Here is a 20,461-nt window from a genome sequence, read left to right as displayed (position 1 = left end):
GATTTTTACTTTTAAATTCCCTATTCAAAAGATTACCGGTCTCATTTTCCGGTATTTTCATATTGACAGGTTTGTAACTGGCTTTTGTATAACTTGATACAAGACCTGATTTTTTCATTATTCTACTGATTTTTCTTCTTGAAACTATATATTTTAACTTAGAAAGTTCAATTTTTATCTTTCGAGTCCCGTAATTATTTCTACTATCTTTAAATATATTTTTTATTGTCTGTTCCAAAATATCTGTATTTTCCTTTTTTACAGGTTTGTAATAGTAAGTACTTCTTGATATTTTGAGGACACGGCACATTGCTGATACTGAATATTTATGCATATTAGCTTTTATTACATTTATTTTCGTCCCAAGATCAGCGCCGCTTGCTTTAGGATATCATTCTCCATTTCCAATTCTTTATTTCTCTTTTTTAGTTGGATATTTTCAAGTTCCAATTCACTTCTGTTCTCTTTTTCTTTAAAAGATCCACTATTATCATATTGGCTGAGCCATCTCCCAATAACTGATATGTGGACATCGTATTCTTTCGCTATATCTGACTTACTTTTCCCGTTTTGGTATAACTGAACTATTTGCTTTTTAAAAGTGGATGTGTAATTTCTTCTCTTTCTTTTTTTAGCTGCCATTCTCTATCTCCTTCTCTTTTATCATAATTATTTTATATTAACTTATTTTTTCTGTCCAGTTTAGTGTAACCCATCCATAACGTAGAAGTAACATACAGTGACGCCGGATGGGATGCAAGCAAACAGTTATCACAGGTAGAAGATATGATTTCTAAAAAAGTAGATCTCATAGCTATAGCAGCTGTAGATTCAAATGCGGCAAAAACAGCAGTTAGAATGGCAAATGAAGCAAACATACCTATATTAGCATTTACAAATGCCATAGGAGATAAGGAAAACGGGGAATATGAAGGACTAATTACTTATGTCGGGCAAAATGAGGTAGAAACAGGAAAGCTGACAGGAGAACTGGCTAAAAGTCTTTTGGGTGAAAAAGGCGGGAAAGTAGTTCTTATTGAAGGAAGACCGGGAACAAGCCCGCAGATAAACAGAAGAAAAGGTGTTATGGAAGCATTAGATACAAATAAAAACTTTGAGGTTGTTTATACTCAGACAAGCAACTGGGAAAAAGAACAGGCTTTAAAAATAGTAGAAGATTTGATACAAAAAAATCAGCCTATTGATGTAATAATTGCTCAGGATGATAATTCAGCTATTGGTGCAGGAATGGCTCTGAAAGAAGCTAATTTAAAAGATAAAGTTCTGGTAATCGGATTAGGCGGAAGTACAGAAGGATTAAATGCAGTAAAAAGCGGATTAATTGACGGAACTACTTATATGTCAGCAGTAGAAGAAGGATATACTGCAATAACAGCGGGTGTGAAATACCTGAAAGGAGAAAAAGTAGAGCCTGTAACACAAATGAAACAGGTAGAAGTAAATAAAAATAATGTAGACAGCTTTAAAGGTGAATGGTAAAAATAATGAATTTGTGCAAAGAAATTTTATATATATAAAATTTGGAATACCAGAATTTTTGTCAAAGTATACTTATAGTTTTACGCAGTCTCCCGTGGTGAATTAAAATCACGGGAGGCTCTTTTTTTATTTCGGATATAATTTATATTCTGTCAGAATGGAAAATTTCTTTTGATGCAAATTAGATTATCAAAAAATTTTGGAGTTTATTTCAGCAACAGATAAAGGGACATAAAGAAAAAAAGGGATACATACTATTCAGATATTGCCTCAAGAACAGATGTTACATAGAAAAGCTTTATTTAAATTAATATGTTACATACAGAATGTACTTCAGACCGTATAAAATCAGTCTGATTTTTATTTTATGGCAAATATTCGTCTGATTTGCCGAGAGAGAAAAAATTAAATCTGTGAAGGAAACTCAATAAGAAAAATGAAAAATCCCTCGTATTCTTTAAAATAGATCAAGGGATTTTTTGTTAGTTTAGATAATTTTGGAACAAAAATAAATAATCCACAAAAAAATTATTTAAATTTTTATTCCATGCGAATTATTTGATTTCAATATTAATACGGGTTTTAGATGAAAGTTTAGAAAAGTTTATGCGGATTATTCCCTGATATATATAAAATTAAACCGCTAAAGTTGATTTTAAACCTTAGGTTTTTGTCATAGAATTGGCTTAACTAGAAAAACTTTTATTATATATGAGGAGGAAATAACAATGGCAGTAAAAAAAGATTTTATTACAACAACTGATTTCACAAAAGAGGAACTAATGGACATAATTAACCTTTCGCTGAAAATTAAACGTTGCATAAAAGCAGGTTATTATCCACAACTACTAAAGAATAAGTCTTTAGGTATGATTTTTCAACAATCATCTACAAGAACAAGAGTTTCATTTGAAACTGCAATGGAACAGCTGGGAGGACATGGTCAATATCTGGCTCCGGGTCAGATTCAATTGGGAGGACACGAAACAATCGAAGATACAAGTGCTGTTTTATCAAGATTAGTAGACATATTAATGGCTCGTGTAGACAGACATAAAAGTGTATATGACTTAGCTAATCATGCAACTATTCCTGTAATAAACGGAATGTCGGATTATAATCACCCTACACAGGAAATGGGAGATCTGTGCACAATGATAGAACACTTACCAGAAGGTAAAAAATTGGAAGACTGTAAAGTTGTTTTTGTTGGTGACTGTACACAGGTATGTGCTTCTCTTATGTTTATTGCTACAAAAATGGGAATGCACTTTGTGCAGTACGGACCAAAAGGTTACCAATTAAATGAGGATTATTTGAAAATTGGTAGAGAAAACTGTGAAAAATCTGGCGGAAAAATAACTATTACTGAAGATGAGGATGAGGCATTAAAAGATGCAGACTTCGTATACACAGATGTTTGGTATGGATTATATGATGCAGAACGTTCTAAAGAAGACTGTATGAGAATATTCTATCCTAAATACCAGGTAACTCCTGCAATGATGGCAAAAGCATCTCCAAATGTTAAATTTATGCACTGCTTACCAGCTTCTCGTGGTGAAGAAGTAGTAAACGAAGTTATAGACGCTCCTTATTCAATAGTATTTGACGAAGCTGAAAACAGACTTACATCAATAAGAGGATTACTTGTTTATTTCATGAACAAGCAGGCTAAAAAAATTGATGATAATGAATATAACAGTGCTAAAACAGATTTAGACGATTTTTTAAAAACTTTATAACTAATCTAAGTAATTAAAGGAGTATTATTCATGAGTGAAGCAGGTCAAGGTAAAAAGAAGTTTAGAATGTTAGATGCAATACTGGCAGTTATATGTGTTGTATTTGTTGTAGAAGCAGCTGCACCGGTTGCAGCGATCGGAAATTCACAATATTTTTGGTGGATATTCCTAATGCTGACTTTCTTACTGCCATACGGTCTAATTTCGTCAGAACTTGGGACTACGTATGATAGTGAAGGAGGAATATATGACTGGGTAAGGAATGCATTTGGCAGAAAATGGGGTTCAAGGGTTTCGTGGTATTATTGGATTAATTTTCCTCTGTGGATGGCCTCATTAGCAGTATTGTTTCCGGAGATAATATCTTTGGCGACTGGCATGCAGATAGGACTTATTCCGTCATTACTGATAGAATTAGCATTTGTCTGGATAATAGTATATATAAGTTTTTTCCCGGTTTCTGACAGCACATGGATTTTGAACGGAGCTGCCGTGATAAAAGTTCTGCTTGCGGTAACTGTAGGAATTATCGGTACTTATATTGCTTTTACAAAAGGTGTTGCTAATGAATACACTGTTTCATCTTTGCTGCCTTCATTTGATTTACACAGTTTATCATTTATTTCAGTAATTTTATTTAACTTCCTAGGTTTTGAAATTATCTGTACCTTTGCAGGAGATATGGAAAACCCAAATAAACAAATTCCTAAAGCCATTGTTACAGGCGGACTTGTTATAGCCGCAATTTACATTTTCTCGGCTTTTGGTATAGGGGTAGCAATTCCTACTTCTGAAGTGAGTACAAGCAGCGGTTTGATCGATGCTATTCAATTAATGACAGGGAAAATGACAGGTCCGTTTATTAGTATTATTTCAGTATTATTCTTACTTACTCTGTTTGGAAACATGACTTCTTGGTCTTTAGGGGTAAACAGCACTGCGAGTTATGCAGCAGAAAATGGAGATCTGCCGAAGGCTTTCGCAAGAAAAAGCAAGAAAAATGACATGCCTGTGGGTACAGCAGTGATTAACGGTATTGTTGCATCAATTGTGTTACTGTTAGCGCCGATACTGCCTAATCAGGATTTGTTTTGGAGTTTCTTTGCCTTGAATTTAGTTATGTTCTTACTTGCATATATACCGGTATTTCCAGCTTTCTATAAACTTCGTAAAATTGATCCTGACAAAGAGAGACCTTTTAAAGTTTCAGGGAGTGATACATTTTTAAAAATTCTTGTTGCGACTCCAATGGTTTTATTAATTATCTCAATTATATTTACAGGGGTTCCATTAAGTTTCGATGCGGAAACACTGGCTGGAACTCTGCCTATTACAATAGGGGCAATTATATGTATTTTTATAGGAGAATTGATAATTATAGTTAAAAAAATAAAATGATAGTTGAAAGGAAGTATGAGAATGGCTAAAAGAATTGAAGGTTCAACACCAAGACAAGACGGATTTAGAATGCCGGGTGAATTTGAAGAACAGAAATGTGTATTTATGATATGGCCTGAAAGACCGGATAACTGGAGAAACGGCGGGAAACCAGCCCAGAAAGCATTTGCGGATGTAGCTATTGCTATCAGCGAATTCGAACCGGTTACAGTTTTAGTATCAAATGCACAATATAAAAATTGCAGAAACATTCTTCCGAAAAATATTCGTGTTGTAGAAGCCAGCAATGATGATGCATGGGTTCGTGACTGCGGTCCGACGTTTGTTATCAACGATAAAGGCGATATTCGTGGTTGTGACTGGGAATTTAATGCATGGGGCGGTTTAGTCGACGGTTTATATTTCCCATGGGCTAATGATGATCAGATTGCCCAAAAAGTATGTGAAATTGAAGGTATAGACAGCTATAGAACAGACGGATTTGTACTTGAAGGAGGTTCTATCCATTCTGACGGAGAAGGAACGCTGCTTACTACAGAGATGTGTCTTTTGAGCGAAGGAAGAAATCCTCATATGACTAAAGAAGAAATCGAACAAAAATTGGGAGATTATTTAAGTATAGATAAGGTAATATGGATAAAAGACGGAATTGATCCAGAAGAAACTAACGGTCATATAGATGATGTGGCATGTTTTGTTAAACCTGGAGAAGTTGCATGTATTTGGACAGACGATCCCGCAAACCCATTTTATCAGCAGGCACAGGATGCTTACAAAACTCTGACTGAGGCAACTGATGCTAAAGGACGTAAATTAAAAGTCCACAAATTATGTTTAACTAAGACACCTATTTTATTAGAAGGTGCAGAAGCTATTGATTCTGTGGAAGGAACTATGCCGCGTGAAGATGGTGACGTGTGTATAGCATCGTATATGAATTTCTTAATTGTAAACGGTGGTGTAATTGTTCCTCAATATGGCGATGAAAATGACAGCTTAGCATTAGAGCAGATCAAAGCTATGTTTCCGGACAGAAAAATTGTAGGTGTTGCAACTAAAGAAGTGGTGTACGGCGGAGGAAATGTCCACTGTATAACACAGCACATGCCAAAAGCAAAATAAGGAGCGTGAAAATGTCAAAAATTGTTATTGCATTAGGTGGAAATGCGTTAGGGAATAACCCTAAAGAGCAGATTGAAATGATAGAAAAAGCAGCAAAACCATTAGTTGGACTTATAAAAGACGGACATGAGATTATTGTAAGCCATGGTAACGGGCCGCAGGTCGGGACAATAAAACTTGCCTTTGATACGGCATCTGCTATTGACGACAAAGTTTGTGAAATGGAACTTGCAGAATGTACAGCTATGAGTCAGGGTTATATTGGTTATCATTTACAGCAGGGAATAAAAAAAGAACTTCTGAGTCAACAAGTAAAGCGTAATGTTGTTACTGTTGTGACACAGGTTATAGTTGATAAAAATGACAAAGCTTTTTCAAATCCGACAAAACCAATTGGAAGTTTTTATACAAAAGAAAAAGCCGATGAACTCAAAAAATCAAATCCTGATCTGACATTTGTGGAAGATTCAGGAAGAGGTTACAGAACGGTTGTTGCTTCTCCAAAGCCTATTGATATTGCAGAAAAGGATGCTGTTTTGGATTTAACTGCAAATAACTTTATTGTAGTAGCCTGCGGCGGGGGCGGTATTCCGGTTTCTAAAAATGATGACGGCACTTTAGAGGGGGTTTCTGCTGTTATTGATAAGGATTTCGCTGCGGAAAAACTTGCAGAACTTGTCGGAGCAGACTATTTATTTATTTTGACTGCAGTTGACAGGGTAGCTGTAAACTTTGGAAAGCCGGAACAAAAAGATCTGGCAGAGATGACTGTAAAAGAAGCTGAAAGATACTGTGATGAAGGACATTTTGCACCTGGAAGCATGCTTCCCAAGGTAGAGGCTGCAATGATGTTTGTAAAAAGCGGTACTGGCAGAAAAGCAGTGATATGTTCTCTGGAAAAAGTACAGCAGGCAGTTAAAGGTGAAAGCGGAACTTTAATAACACAGTAGTAGTTTTATTATTTGTTAAAAAAATTCAGTTATATCAGAATGCAAAAAACGGTTTTTTGACAGCAGAAAAATATGATGTTCACAGGTGGTTATGTAAATCTCTAAATCAAAATATTTGTAATAAAAGGTTTGAATTTGGTATGTTAAATTATAATAAAAACAAATATTATAAGAATTTATATGTCAAAAAAGCATCCTTTTCAGGATGCTTTTTAATTTATTAAATAATTTTTTTCCTGTACCTTCTTTATTTATCCGTCCAATAAAATATCAAAATACTCTCATTTACATATTTCTTGTTGTATGATATAATTTTAATGTCTAAAAAAAATGGGTTCATTTTTAGGAGGATAAAAGTTAATGGAAGTTACAATTTTCATTTATAATGTATTTTTGATAATTTTATATAGTGTTGTACTTACTTTGTCTGGCTTTTATTATTTGAAAACAAAAAATAATTGTTATTTTGCAGTTAGTATTTTGTTTAGCTTATATTTATTTGATAATATTGTGATCTATATGACAGAGTTCATAAATACTTTTTCTATTTCATATAATAATCTTGTTATTTCAGTTCCTACGTATAAAACATTGATCATAATTTCTATTTTAGCTGTTTATATTATGATTAACAGCATATTTTTAAATTTAAAAAATCCCAGAATATGGTATTTTGCTTTAGGGCTTCTGACTATATTTTTATTTATAATTCCTGTAATGAAGAGGACTGCTTTTAAATCCTGGCTGTTTTATGTACCAGGAGATGTTTTTTTTATTTTATTTAATATATACATATTAAGTATATTGAAAAATGATGAAATAATTAAGGAGAACGAACTTCTCGGCAAATATAAAAAAATAATGAAATACACGCTTTTAATGTCGTGTCTTGTTTTTATTGAAGATAGTTTTGTGATCTTCAAAATTGATGTTTATTCAGATACAATTCTAAATATTACTAATAGAAATTTTTCGGAAGATATTCTTAGAATCAGCCAGTCTATGATAATTATAAGTTATTTTTTTAATTTCTTTATGTTTGATTCCAGAGAAAAAGAGGATATACGTGTAATATCTCCAAGGAATAATTACAGGTCTAGAATGAAAGATAAATCAAATAATGATGATGAACATGATTATTATATATTCCATTTGTTTTGTGATGCACATCTTTTCACAGTCAGGGAACAGGAAGTTTTCAAACATCTGCTTGAGGACAAGAATAATAAACTAATAAGCGAAAGTTTATATATATCTATAGGTACTGTAAAAACACACGTACATAATATTTTTATTAAAACTGAGGTGGCTAACAGGCGTGAATTGGCTCAGGTATATAATAAATGGATAGAAAATCAAGTGGCATGCGGTCAATAAAGCAAAATAAAATAATTATTTTCTATTGTCCGTATGGATTGGAAATTTTCTTAAGTATTCTAATGTTGGATGTAATCTTTTTTGGAGATTTTTGATATCAGAATATATTGAGAATCGGTATTTAAAAGTGAAAATTAATTAATAATAAACAAGAGTACAGATGAACTAAGACTGTACTTTTTTATTGCCGTGTCAAAAATAACAGGCGGTACCTTGATAAAACTTCTTTATTTGTCCTGTTATTTATAGATAATTCTATTTGATCAGTCCCTGAATTATGAGCTGCTTTATGTTTTGGGGAAATATTGTACTATAGTACAATGAGATGATTGATTTTGGAAAAAATATCATATTACAGTACATAGGAATTTTTCAGTTAATTGTATATAATATACAATATAAAGTAAATGGAATTATTTTCAAATAACTTTATAATATGAAATTGTTGGTCGAAATTACAAAGAACTGTGAGAAGATAATTTGAAATATAAGTAATATGATTTTCTGGTTATCAGAATTATTTTCTCAAGAAGCAGGAAATTAAAAACGGAGGTATTTATATGAATTTAAATGATAAAACAAAAGCAGTATCAGCAGGGGGTCAGTTTACATTTTCAAACTCACGGCTTACAGTACAAAGAATGGGTTACGGCGCAATGCAGCTTGCTGGGCCGGGAGTATGGGGGCCGCCGAAAGATACTGATGAGGCAGTGAAAGTCCTGCGTACAGCAGTCGAAGCAGGAATAAATCATATTGATACATCAGATTTTTATGGGCCGCATGTTACTAATGAAATTATACAAAAAGCATTACATCCTTATGCTAAAGATTTAGTGATAGTTACTAAGATAGGATGTGTCCGTCCGTCAGCTAAAGTCTGGCAGAGAGCTGATTCACCCGAAGAATTGACACAGGCAGTGCATGATAATCTGCGTAATTTGAATCTTGATGTACTTGATATTGTTAATTATCGTGTTATGGGTACTGAATTCGGGCCTACTGATAACTCTGTGGCAAAACAGATGGAAACACTTGCAGAGCTTAAGCAAAAAGGACTGATCCGTCATATTGGTATTAGTAATGCTACAGCAGAGCAGATAGAAGAAGCACAGAAAATAACTGACATTGTGTGTGTGCAGAATAGTTATAATCTGGCTAACCGTGAAGATGACATGCTGATTGATAAATTAGCAGAGCAGGGCATTGCATATGTGCCGTATTTTCCGCTTGGAGGTTTTAATCCTCTGCAGTCATCAATCCTTACGGAAATTTCAGAAGAATTAGGCTGTAAACCAATGCAGACAGCACTGGCATGGCTGCTTCACCGTTCACCGAATATTTTGCTGATTCCGGGGACATCATCATCAGCTCATCTGCTTGAAAATATCAGCAGTGCAGATATAAAACTGTCTGGTGAAGCATTGGACGCATTGGATAAAATTGCCGAAAAATAAATATTTGTGAGAAGAATGATATCTTTGTTGGAATTAATAAATTTCAGGAGGCAATTAGAAATGAAAAGAGTAATAACCGTTGTTGTAATAATGGCAGTAAGTCTTAGTTATCTTGCATGCAGTAAAGGTGACAGAAAAAGTCCGGAATTATCAAAAAGTGATACCGGGATATATAAAGAAGAGTCAGCGGAAAAAATAATCAGTGCATATGATTTACTTGATGTTTTTCATAAAAATAAAGTACAGGCAGAAAAAACCTATACCGGAAAATCTGTAGAGGTATCAGGAGTAGTTACTTATAAAGGGCCGGATATACATAGTCTTCCTTCAATTGAACTATCTGATTCAAAGACCGGTTCAAGCTATGTTTTGTGTGTATTTCCATCATATGATTCGATGAATAAATTATCCGTGGGAGATAAAGTCAGTGTTTCCGGAGAATTTCATATTTTAGGAACTGACGACTGGGTAGTATTAAAGCAATGCAGGATTATATAATGATGCCTAAAAAAATATTTTTTGTAAACAGAAAGCGTTTTATGGTTATGAAGAAAAAGGCTGGTAAATATTTTTAATACAAGGAGAAATGATTTTATGAAAAAAATACGTGTACTATTAATAACATTAATTGCATTGGTGTTATTTATATCCTGTAATGCTGACACTACAGCAGCTAATATGGCAGATAAGAACCAAAACAGCACAGGAAAAGGAAAGATTCTTATAGTTTATTTTTCTCATTCAGGAACTACAAAAACAGCAGCAGAGCTGATACAGAAAAATGTTGGCGGAGATATTCTTGAAATCAAGCTTGCAGATGAATATCCCGCTGATTACGGTCTGCTTACTGAAAGGGTTCAGGAAGAACAGGATAAACATATTCTTCCGGCGTTAAGTACAAAAATTGATAATATAAATACATATGATACTATTTTTATAGGTCATCCTATATGGAGAGGAACTATACCGCCTCCGGTTCTTACATTTTTAAGTGAGTATGATCTGTCAGGAAAAACAGTAGTTCCTTTTTATACAAGCGAGAGCGGTACTTTTGGAAACAGTATGACAGAACTGAAAAAATTAGCTCCAAATGCTAAAGTTCTTGAAAACCTTATTATTCAATCATCAAATATAAATAATGCTGATAATGCAATAAAAGAATGGCTTGTTAAATTGAAAATGTTATAATTTCCTTTGGGGAATTGGATGTGGTTCTGATTATGCAAAAATAATATATTTATAAAATAAAAAAATTTACTTATTAATAAAACTATGATATATTGTGAAAGTACAATAGTTTAATGAAAATACCCTTTAGCACGAAGGGAGATGTGGGTGAAGTCCCACTGTATAACAAGAGTAGCTTAAATCTAAAGCACTTACCTGCTAAGTGAGAGATGGCATGCAAAAGCATGCCCCTTGTTTTTTTAGGGCACAAAATAAATTTTAATAAAGTATGATAATTTAATTTATAATTTAATTATTAATAAAACTATGATATATTATTAAAGTACAATAGTTTAATGAAAATACCCTTTAGCACGAAGGGAGATGCAGGTAAAAGCCTGCTGTACAACGAGAGTAGCTTAATTTTAAAGCACCTGAATATCACGCAGGAGACAGCATGCGAAAGCATGCTCCTCGTTTTTTTAGAATATGGAGTGGATTTATGAAAAAATGTTATTGCTGTCAGAATATAATAGAATTTTCTCACAATGTTTATCTGGATATGTGTCCTGAATGCGGGGATATGAATTTTTATAACAGAAATAAATCAGAAGATCTGACGGGTTATATTGCATTAGTAACCGGTGCAAGAATAAAAATCGGATATTACACAGCTTTAAGATTGCTGAGAAACGGAGCAGAAGTAATTGTGACCAGTCGTTTTCCATACAGTGCATTACAAGAGTATCAAAAGGAAGAAGATTATAAACTGTGGGCTGAAAGACTGCATATAAAGCATCTGGATATGCTGGATTTTAATGAAATTCATTATTTTCTGGAATCGTTGTATAAAGAATTTGAACATTTGGATATTTTGATAAATAATGCAGCTTTAACGGTAAAAGATGAGAAGGGTTATTTAGAACAGATAGAAATAGAAAGAAAGTTGTATTTAGAAGATAAGGATAAACTGATTCCTCTGAATCATACTTTGGGGAAAATAGAGAATCTGCTTCAAAATACGTCTATTGAAAATTTTTATGGTGAAAATAATAAGAATAATTGGGTAAAGTACAGTCAGGACATATCGATAAGAGACCTGCTGGAAGTACAGATAATAAATAGTGTAGGACCTTATCTGCTTACCACTGCACTAAAAAATCTTTTGGAGGCAGGCAGTCATAAAAATAAATTCGTCATAAATGTTTCGTCAATAGAGGGGAAATTTAATATAAAAAGAAAATCTTCAGCACATCCGCATACTAATATGGCAAAAGCTGCCCTGAATATGATGACAAAGACTCTGTCAAGGGAATATAGAAAATCGGATATTGTTTTATACAGCGTAGACCCGGGCTGGGTATCAAACCAGTTTCCCGCGGAATGGAATAATGAAATAAGAAAAATGCCGCTGGATTTTTATGATAGTGCAGCAAGGATAACACATCCGGTATTTGAATGGAAAGATACAGAAAAGCCAGTAACAGGTGTGTTTTTGAAAGATTATAAATTATCTGAATGGTAAAGGGGATATAATATGGGAATTACTAATTTTCTGAAAAGATTGTTTACAGCAGGCGGATGGGAAAGGCTAAAAGCAAAAACTGTTTCAAATACAAAAAATTATACTGTAATTGGTTCAGAGATAAAAACCAAGACTGAAAAAAAAGTATCAGAAGCTTATTCTGAGAAAGAATCATTCGGATTTAAGAGAAAATACAGTAAAAATATAAGTATGAAATCACTATATGAAGAAAAAATTTCAAAATTTTATTATAAAGAACCAGACTTAAATTTAGATATAGAAAGTGTCAGGCTTTACTTACAACAGTTTAATACAGCATGGGGTGCCAGCCTTTATTCATTGTTATTTTATCATTTCAAAATAAGATACAAAAGTAAATCTGGAATACTGTTACTCTATGCAGACGGCAGATGTATTATGACATCTGAAAATATGACTCTTGTTGAATTCTCACAAAAGGTTAAAGAATATATATTTGAAAAGTTAGATAATTTTACTTCTTTATCTGAAAAAGAAAAAACAGAACATTTATTAAAACATCTGGGAATAAAAAAATAGATTTTTCTTCAAAAAATTATTCATGGATATCAAAACCAGATTTTTGGATATTATCAGAAACTGTAGACTTTGAGGCTGTTAATAGTATAATATTATCTGTAATATCTTACAGAGACATGTATTTATTAACTAAATATCTTCCATATATGATATTTGCTGTCCTTGGAAATTATGAAATTTTTAGAAGGAGAGCCAGTCCATACTCAGTAGCTTACAGCTCAGGGAATTTCGGTATATTTGATGATCTGAAATATTACTGCAGATTTGTTCCTGAAAAATTAATTGTGGAAAAATTTTTGAAATCTAATTATGATGAAGATCGTGAATTTCCATACTGGTATGATAAAAATCAGAAAATCATAATGATATATAAAGAATATAATATTTATGAGGCTGCAGTGATTTTCTGAATATCATAAATTTATAGAATAATTAAATAAATAATAATAATATCACAGGGTTTTACCGACCCTGTCTTTTCATATTTTCTAAAATTGACTTTTTCTCCGTAAAATGGTATGATTCTTGAAGGAAAGGAGGATGAGATATGTCGAAGGCAAGTTTTGTTGCTTCTTTACTTACGAAGGGTCAGATGATAGAGAAGTATAAAGAAGCGGGAAATTCTATGCTGCCAATATTAAAGTCAAATCAGCCCGTTACACTGGAACCGGTGACTGATGAGACGGAACTGAAAATAAATGAGATTGTATTTTGCAAAGTAAAAGGGAATTATTATACTCATTTAATATCAGGGATAAGAAATAAAAACGGATATATTGAATATCAGATTTCAAATAATCATAAGTTTGTAAATGGATGGATTAAAAAAAAGAATATTTTTGGCAGAGTAGTTAAAATTTGGTAGATTCCAGATTTTATTTTTTTTATTACAGTATTTTATTACATATAAATTTTTTCTGAAGTATATTCTTTTATTTAATCTTCTCATTTTGTTTTCTTTCTGTCAAAATAATTTTTTTTATTGTTTTTTATTTATTTAACTTATTCATTTTCTGTGATATAATTTAATCGGTTTATAGAAATTAAAACACACAAAACTATTAATTTTAAGGGAGGTTTTTGTGAATAACAATGATGAAAAACTATTTGAATTTCCTAGCGAATATCTGGATGGAAGTATAGGGTATCCGGATTATGATTTAGAAAAAACATTTACTACTCCTAATATTGTAGGTGATCATGTATTTAACAAATCAAATACTGATTTGAGCAAGGGACTTCTGAGTCTTGCAGGTGTAAAAAGCAATGAGATATTTAGTTCTTTAAGTGCGAGCCACGGAAATAACGGGAGCATAGTCAGTAAACTGGATCTTGGTCTGGAAAAAGATTTATTAAATATCAAAGGAATCAGCAGTATACTCAATAAATCTAATACTGTTCCGGACAGGAATTTTCAGAGTTCATCCGGAATAAAAAGCAACAATGTATTTAATAAATCAGATATCTTTAATTCAAATCCTCTGGTTTTCAGCAGTGTATCCAGAGAATTACCCAAGCCTTTGATACTGGATGACAATAAGACTGCATTGCGGAAAGAGAAACCGCCTGTTATTGAAGGGCTTCATGAGATGAACAGAGCTGAGGATGAAAAAGAGAAAAAGCCGGCAAAACTTTTGCAGGCAATAGAAGATGTGATTAACGAACTTGAAAAACCAGCAGGACATAAGCTTACTGATCTGGAAAAGTATCTGGAGCAAAACAGCAAAGGAACTAATGTCAATAAGCGTCTGGAAGAATTGTCAGCTGCTAATAAAATTTTGGAAGAGCAGATGAAAGGACTGAAAGCTTCAAATGAATATCTAGAAAAACAGGCATTTGAGCTGGCTGATACCAATGCGAGACTTAATATCCAGATAGGACAGTCAGAAGCAGTCTCGGCAGAAGTAATAAAAGAATCCAAAAAAACGCGGAGTATAGCAATAACAGCAGTTTTTTTAGCATTAATTCCGCTTGCAATAGAAATTTTGAGAATAGTTCTTTAGAAAGCACAGTTTAGTTGTATAATTTATATATTTACGGCAGTTTTTGGAATTTATATATTATGCAGTTAACAGAATATAATAAAGAAATGTGTAAAATAGTTTATTTAGCTGTTTTGCACATTTTTATTTTTGAAAAAAATATCTAGTTGAATATTTGAAACAGAAAAATTAAAGTGTTGGAATATTTAATTGACTATTTTTATTCATATAGTTATAATTAAAATGTAGATAAATTAGTTGATGGTTATTTAAATGAAAAATATAAAAATATCATAAACTAAATTTAAAATATTGAAATCGGATAAAAGGACGATTTTTAGAAATTTTATATAATTGGGGGGAACTATGGAAAAATGTGTTAAAGATGTGATAAGTTATTTAATGGTCAGATTTCCTGAAAATATCAGGGATTATTACTATGATGAAGAAGCTGATATTTATATTGTGGAGCATAATATTCCTGATCTGCTGGAAGATGATGAGTTTCAGGAAATAGTCTACAGTAATTTATTTGATAACGAGATTTATAACGTGCTTTTTGAATATAATTCAGATTAGGATATAAAGAAAACGATTACTGTATTTTTATTTGTGATGTTTATGTTAAAGAAAGCTTTATTATGAATGGGAAAAGGGAATTACGAAAAAATTACTGGAACTATTGGGAAATTATCAATACAGAAAAGAGAAAGGAGAGATACGGCTTATTTATAGTGATCATGAGAAACATGAATTAAAAACATTGAACAGATTCAGGAAAAAGTTATTTTACTGGTATAAAAGGTTATTGCAAGTAATGTTAAAAAATTGGCAAATAACATAAAATACTAGTTTTGCCGCAGAAAGTTTTCAGCAGCACTTATTCAGGGCAAGATCTGAATACTTTCATACAATAAATATTCAATAATCATTTATTATTAAAAAATGTACTCTTTGACCGGAGTACATTTACGTATATATTATTAATCCGTACTTTCTCTTAAAATAAGCTGAACAGGCTCCAGCTGATATTTATTTACTTGATCCCTTCTGCCGTTGATAATGTCCAGAAGACTGTCAACAGTTCTTTTGGCAATTTTGGAAGTATTCTGCTTTACTGATGAAAGCTTAGGTTTGCAGTAATGGGCGCCGGCTGTATTATCAAATCCGATAAGCTTTATATCCTCAGGGATATTTTTCCCTAATTCCGGAAGGATATCAAGTAAAACAAGAGCGATATTGTCATTGACAGCAAAAATACCGTCAATATCAGGATTGTTTTTCAGAAATTTTTTTATTACAGATATTTTATTGTCACTTTTCTCTGCCGGAAGGTATAAAAGGTTGCTTTTTTCATTATATGTTATATTGTTTTTCTTAAGTGCATCTTTAAAGCCTTTTTGCCGTTCCCTTGAGGCAGAAGATGTTTTTCTGTGCAATGCCACACAGGGATTTTTGCATCCCTTGGATAAAAGCAGTTCTGTAGCCTCAAAAGCTCCCTGATAATGATTCGATGAAATAAAAATAGTAGACTCGGGGTTCTTGGGCATTCTGTCAATACAGATCAGCGGAAAATCAGAATTTATATTCTCCAGTTCAAACTGTTCTGCTCCGGAAATAACGATTAATCCGTCGATCATTTTACTTTCCAGCATTTTCAGATATGCTTTTTCTTTGGAACTGCTTCTGGCAGTATTGCATATTATAGTGGCATAATTTCTTTCAAACAGCAGTTCTTCTATTTTCTGAACAATATCCGCAAAAAAGAAATTTCCAATATCAGGAACAATTATTCCAATAGAATAAGACTTACTCATTCGAAGGCTTTTGGCAATGTTATTAGCTTCGTATCCGGTTTCATTTATAACTTTCAGGACTTTTTTTCTGGTTTCATCAGAAAAGCCGCCTCTTTCATTTATTACCCTTGAAACAGTGGCTACCGAGACATTGCTTAATTGTGCAATTTCTTTAATGGACAGATTTTTCTTTTTCATATATTTTCCTCCAACTTAAGTAAGCGATTACTGTGCCCTTAAATTCATTATGCCACAAACTACAGCATTTTTCAATAAAAAGTGCGATAAAATAAAATATTGACATAAAAAGTTAATAATGATATGATTTTATAATAAGAAAAACGATTACGTAAAAATATAAATGAAATGAATTTTTTTGAAAAAATGAGAAAACGATTACCCAAAAAAGAAATGTCAGTATTAGAGAAACAAGAACTAATATTTGCATTGATATATTAGGACTGGAATTAATAAGGGAAATTTCACAAATACCTGCAGATGTTCATCTCACAATAATGAAGCCGCTAAGATATATGAGTTTGCGGATAGGAATACAGATATTATATATGCCATTTGGAAGCGGGTATACAATAGTTAGAAACATCGGGCAGAAAAAGCAGAAATTGCAAAAAATCCATATGTATATTAAAGAGAGTATTGCACAGCTGCATCAGTTATAAATTTAATATATTAAGTAAAGTGAATGGAGGAAAAAATGAAATTAGCAATAGGAAGCGATCATGTTGGATTGGAACTAAAACCAATAATTATTGATTATCTGAAAGAATTAGGACATGAAGTAGAGGACTTTGGTCCATATACAGCTGAAAGAACAGATTATCCGATCTATGGAAAAAAGGTCGCGGAAGAGGTAGTGAAAGGGAATTTTGATCTGGGAATTCTGATATGCGGTACAGGAGTGGGTATTTCCATTGCTGCTAATAAAGTAAAAGGAATTCGTGCAGTAGTATGCAGTGAGCCTTACTCGGCAAAGTTATCAAGAGAGCATAATAATACCAATATATTAGCATTTGGTGCCAGAGTAATAGGAAGTGAACTGGCTAAAATGATAGTAAAAGAATGGCTTGATGCTGAATTTGAAGGTGAGCGTCATGCGAACCGTGTAAATATGATCAGCGAAATAGAAAACGAAAGATAAGATACATAATAAAAAGAGGCAGAGATATTATCGGAAATAGTGTTTGTAATAATTTTGCGGATATTAAATTCGGGAAACCCGTGAGATTTTTATAATATATAAACTTGAAACCACCTAAAAAACAAAAAGTTAAACCATTATTTTGATTCGTGGAAATGAGAAAAACCATTGAAATGATCCGGGGGAATTAGTTTGGTTTTTAAAAAAGAGGATTTATTTTTAGACTGATTCAGACGGAAATATATTATTTTGCAAAGAAAATAATTATAAAAGTATTGTAACTGGATCGAAAAATTTGGATTTTGCAGTGAAAAACTGTAGTTAATATTAAAAAAGACCTGTTGAGTTTTTACAGGTCTTTTTTAATTTATTTATTCATAATAATCTTTACTTCTTCTTTTATAAAAGAAAAAGCAAAGCAGAGCCGTTATAATAAGGGATACAAGAAATACCCAGATATTCGCTTCGGAAGCACTTTCTGCTTCCTGCTGTTTTACTGCAATAATTGCCATTATATTATTGGAAAAATGAAGTATTATAGGTATCCAAAGATTCTGTGTCCAGTAGTAAACCAATCCGAACATAATACCTAAAAATGAGCCGTAAATAAACTGTACAATATTAAAGTGATATATTCCAAATAATAATCCCTGAATAATTATAATCAGAAATGCCGGTATGATTGGTTTTAGTTCATTAAAAATCATACCTCTGAATATAATTTCTTCGATTAAGGGAGCTGTAACTGCAATTGCCAGAACCAGAAGGATAGTATTTGTTTCACGTAACCATGAATTTTGATACTGGTACATCTGGATATAATGTTTGAAAAATTCAATTTTACCCAGCCATGCTATCAGGGAAGAATTCAGAAAACAAATTGAAACTCCGAGTATAAGAGCCGGCGGGATATATGAAAGTTTTAGTTTTTTAAAATTACATACTTTGGTTATTTTAAGGTTCCTCATAAGGAATACAGACCAGTAAGTCATATATGAAAATATTGCAGATAGTATAACTGTAATACATAATACAGCGCCCATCCCGCCATTTTTATAAATTGTATAAAAGTCTGCTCCGTAAGCAATTCTTCCGATTATGGCAGCCGCAGCACCTGTAATTGCTCCTATAACAAATTGATAAAAGTAGTAAATAATTCCATATAAGATGATAAGTAATATTGCTTTTGTTATTTTCATAATTGCTCTCCTTAGATCTAATTCTTGATTCAGTTATATTTTGATATAACTGTTTTTCATGATTTTTTATATTTTATCATATTTGGAGTATAAAGTATAAAAAAATAAAATTTTTATAAACGTGAGTATCATTCTTTATAAACTATTGATGAATTTTATAAAATTAACAAAATATAATACAGATGTAATTTAAATTTTTTTTATTATAATTTTATAATAAAAATATTTATTAAAGATACTTATATATATAACAAATAGTTAATAGTGATTTTTACTGAACAGGCTTATCAAAAAAAATCATGAAGGAGTAAAATTATATAGTATAATTTTCAGAAATAAAATTGCATAGTGGTTAAATTAGTTAAGCAATTTTCAGAAATAATTTTTTTCAGAAAGTTCAGGTATAGAAAAAAATAAATTAATTTAAAATATTTATATTTATTTTATAAAATAATGAAATAACAAAAATAAATAATGAAAAAAACTATTTAATAATTAAGTTTAATTATTGCTTTTTAAAAATTATGTTGTATAATAAAATGAAGGTTGTTTTGGAATATTCCAAGAAGGAGGTGACAGTGTGAAACATGTGATATTAGTGAGTCATGGGACATTTGCTCCCGGACTTCATAATGCGTTGAACATGCTCGCGGGAGCCAAAAAAGAAGAATTGAAAAGTACCAGTTTATTAGACGGAATGGGTATAGATATTTTTGAGAATAATTTTATAACTTTGGTTAAAGATATCACAGAAAATGATAAAATAGTGCTGCTTGCTGATATAATAGGCGGCTCGCCAATGACCACGGCACTTAATGTTCTCACTGAAAAAGGACTGATAAAAAATACAGTAGCATTCGGAGGGATGAATTTATCAATGGGACTTACAGCAGTATTAGAAGATGGAAATGATACAGAGGCTTTGAAAAAAGCAATATTAGGTGAGGCACTGGAGTCAGTGGCAGAATTCAAATTTGACTTTTCTGATGAAGAGGAAGAAATCTAAAAATAGAAGGAGATTACTATGGCAGTTTCATTTGTAAGAATAGATGACAGAATGATACACGGGCAGACATGTACACGTTGGGCACTGGAATATCCATGCGACGGAATTGTTGCTGTAAATGATCTTGCAGCGACTAATCCCACATTAAAGGCAGCATATAAAAATGCCAGCGGGAAAAAAACTTTTGTATGGACTTATGATGAATGGAAAGAAAAATGTCAGAAAGTACTGGATAGTAAAGACCGTTATTTTCTGATAACCAAAGAACCGATATTAATGGCTAAAATACTTGTGGATGATAAATTTGATCCGGGAGTAAGAGAAGTAAATATAGGGCCTTGTAATGACAGGCCGGGAGCTGTGAAACTGGGGAATAACCAGTCTATTACACAGCCGGAAGCAGAAGCAATAGAAAGAATCATGCAGGCCGGGTATAATGTAGAGTTTGCACTGCTAAAAGATGAGGCAATAGGAAACTGGAAGAAATTCAGAGATAAATTCGGATTTAAATAATTATGTTTTT

The 20,461-nt window shown here is 32.2% G+C and carries 22 protein-coding genes; 18 read left to right on the top strand and 4 right to left on the bottom strand.

Annotated elements, in window-relative coordinates:
* Both NK213_RS03910 and NK213_RS03905 read right to left on the bottom strand, forming a co-directional pair.
* Positions 1-334: IS3 family transposase (locus tag NK213_RS03910; RefSeq protein ID WP_253346888.1), on the bottom strand; the 334-nt coding region annotated here is incomplete at its 3' end.
* A gap of 17 nt (positions 335-351) precedes the next feature.
* Positions 352-642 carry a transposase gene (locus NK213_RS03905; RefSeq protein WP_253346886.1) on the bottom strand — a complete coding sequence of 97 codons (291 nt, stop codon included), beginning with the start codon at positions 640-642 and terminating at the stop codon, positions 352-354.
* 72 nt (positions 643-714) lie between these two features.
* On the opposite strand from NK213_RS03905, the gene NK213_RS03900 reads away from it, so the two are divergent.
* The 15 genes from NK213_RS03900 to NK213_RS03830 all read left to right on the top strand — a co-directional run bounded on the left by NK213_RS03900 (position 715) and on the right by NK213_RS03830 (position 15,357).
* Complete coding sequence (locus NK213_RS03900) at positions 715-1,500, top strand: substrate-binding domain-containing protein (protein ID WP_253346894.1); 786 nt, start codon at positions 715-717, stop codon at positions 1,498-1,500.
* Positions 1,501-2,228: 728 nt separating this feature from the next.
* Positions 2,229-3,245, top strand: coding sequence for a putrescine carbamoyltransferase (gene ptcA, locus NK213_RS03895; RefSeq protein ID WP_256478648.1), 1,017 nt, complete (start codon positions 2,229-2,231; stop codon positions 3,243-3,245).
* A gap of 30 nt (positions 3,246-3,275) precedes the next feature.
* Complete coding sequence (locus NK213_RS03890) at positions 3,276-4,643, top strand: APC family permease (RefSeq protein WP_253346883.1); 1,368 nt, start codon at positions 3,276-3,278, stop codon at positions 4,641-4,643.
* A 21-nt stretch (positions 4,644-4,664) separates the two neighbouring features.
* Complete coding sequence (gene aguA / locus NK213_RS03885) at positions 4,665-5,765, top strand: agmatine deiminase (RefSeq protein ID WP_253346882.1); 1,101 nt, start codon at positions 4,665-4,667, stop codon at positions 5,763-5,765.
* Positions 5,766-5,776: 11 nt separating this feature from the next.
* The gene (arcC, locus tag NK213_RS03880; RefSeq protein WP_253346881.1) at positions 5,777-6,715 is read left to right on the top strand and encodes a carbamate kinase; all 939 of its coding nucleotides are present in this window, start codon (positions 5,777-5,779) and stop codon (positions 6,713-6,715) included.
* Between the two features lie 360 nt (positions 6,716-7,075).
* Entirely contained in the window at positions 7,076-8,092 is a 1,017-nt protein-coding gene (locus NK213_RS03875; protein ID WP_253346880.1) for a response regulator transcription factor, read from the top strand.
* A 560-nt stretch (positions 8,093-8,652) separates the two neighbouring features.
* The gene (locus NK213_RS03870; RefSeq protein WP_256478647.1) at positions 8,653-9,546 is read left to right on the top strand and encodes an aldo/keto reductase family oxidoreductase; all 894 of its coding nucleotides are present in this window, start codon (positions 8,653-8,655) and stop codon (positions 9,544-9,546) included.
* A 60-nt stretch (positions 9,547-9,606) separates the two neighbouring features.
* Positions 9,607-10,044 (top strand): OB-fold putative lipoprotein, encoded by a 438-nt coding sequence (locus tag NK213_RS03865; RefSeq protein ID WP_253346879.1) that lies wholly within the window; start codon positions 9,607-9,609, stop codon positions 10,042-10,044.
* 96 nt (positions 10,045-10,140) lie between these two features.
* The gene (locus NK213_RS03860; RefSeq protein ID WP_253346877.1) at positions 10,141-10,734 is read left to right on the top strand and encodes a flavodoxin; all 594 of its coding nucleotides are present in this window, start codon (positions 10,141-10,143) and stop codon (positions 10,732-10,734) included.
* Positions 10,735-11,215: 481 nt separating this feature from the next.
* A complete protein-coding gene (locus tag NK213_RS03855; protein ID WP_253346875.1) occupies positions 11,216-12,238 on the top strand; it encodes an SDR family oxidoreductase in 1,023 nt (340 codons plus the stop codon).
* A gap of 12 nt (positions 12,239-12,250) precedes the next feature.
* A complete protein-coding gene (locus NK213_RS03850; RefSeq protein WP_253346873.1) occupies positions 12,251-12,796 on the top strand; it encodes a hypothetical protein in 546 nt (181 codons plus the stop codon).
* A gap of 116 nt (positions 12,797-12,912) precedes the next feature.
* On the top strand, positions 12,913-13,206 hold the full coding sequence (locus tag NK213_RS03845) for a hypothetical protein (RefSeq protein WP_253346864.1): 294 nt from the start codon (positions 12,913-12,915) through the stop codon (positions 13,204-13,206).
* 137 nt (positions 13,207-13,343) lie between these two features.
* On the top strand, positions 13,344-13,661 hold the full coding sequence (locus NK213_RS03840; protein ID WP_253346862.1) for a phage repressor protein: 318 nt from the start codon (positions 13,344-13,346) through the stop codon (positions 13,659-13,661).
* A 217-nt stretch (positions 13,662-13,878) separates the two neighbouring features.
* A complete protein-coding gene (locus NK213_RS03835) occupies positions 13,879-14,799 on the top strand; it encodes a hypothetical protein (protein ID WP_253346860.1) in 921 nt (306 codons plus the stop codon).
* 345 nt (positions 14,800-15,144) lie between these two features.
* Positions 15,145-15,357 carry a hypothetical protein gene (locus NK213_RS03830; RefSeq protein WP_253346858.1) on the top strand — a complete coding sequence of 71 codons (213 nt, stop codon included), beginning with the start codon at positions 15,145-15,147 and terminating at the stop codon, positions 15,355-15,357.
* Positions 15,358-15,761: 404 nt separating this feature from the next.
* Here NK213_RS03830 and NK213_RS03825 read toward each other — a convergent pair whose 3' ends face one another.
* Complete coding sequence (locus NK213_RS03825) at positions 15,762-16,772, bottom strand: LacI family DNA-binding transcriptional regulator (RefSeq protein WP_253346856.1); 1,011 nt, start codon at positions 16,770-16,772, stop codon at positions 15,762-15,764.
* 517 nt (positions 16,773-17,289) lie between these two features.
* On the opposite strand from NK213_RS03825, the gene rpiB reads away from it, so the two are divergent.
* Entirely contained in the window at positions 17,290-17,733 is a 444-nt protein-coding gene (gene rpiB, locus NK213_RS03820; protein ID WP_253346852.1) for a ribose 5-phosphate isomerase B, read from the top strand.
* A gap of 371 nt (positions 17,734-18,104) precedes the next feature.
* Here the strand turns inward: rpiB and NK213_RS03815 are convergent, their stop codons facing one another.
* Complete coding sequence (locus NK213_RS03815; protein WP_253346851.1) at positions 18,105-18,932, bottom strand: CPBP family intramembrane glutamic endopeptidase; 828 nt, start codon at positions 18,930-18,932, stop codon at positions 18,105-18,107.
* A 580-nt stretch (positions 18,933-19,512) separates the two neighbouring features.
* Between NK213_RS03815 and NK213_RS03810 the strand changes: the two genes are divergently transcribed.
* Both NK213_RS03810 and NK213_RS03805 read left to right on the top strand, forming a co-directional pair.
* Complete coding sequence (locus NK213_RS03810; RefSeq protein WP_253346850.1) at positions 19,513-19,938, top strand: PTS fructose transporter subunit IIA; 426 nt, start codon at positions 19,513-19,515, stop codon at positions 19,936-19,938.
* Positions 19,939-19,956: 18 nt separating this feature from the next.
* Positions 19,957-20,451 carry a PTS sugar transporter subunit IIB gene (locus NK213_RS03805; protein ID WP_253346849.1) on the top strand — a complete coding sequence of 165 codons (495 nt, stop codon included), beginning with the start codon at positions 19,957-19,959 and terminating at the stop codon, positions 20,449-20,451.
* The last annotated feature ends 10 nt before the right edge of the window (positions 20,452-20,461 follow it).

Origin of the sequence: Sebaldella sp. S0638, assembly GCF_024158605.1 — a bacterium.
GTDB lineage: Bacteria > Fusobacteriota > Fusobacteriia > Fusobacteriales > Leptotrichiaceae > Sebaldella.
Note: the sequence above shows the minus strand (reverse complement) of the source record. Positions and strands in the feature narration are given on the sequence as shown.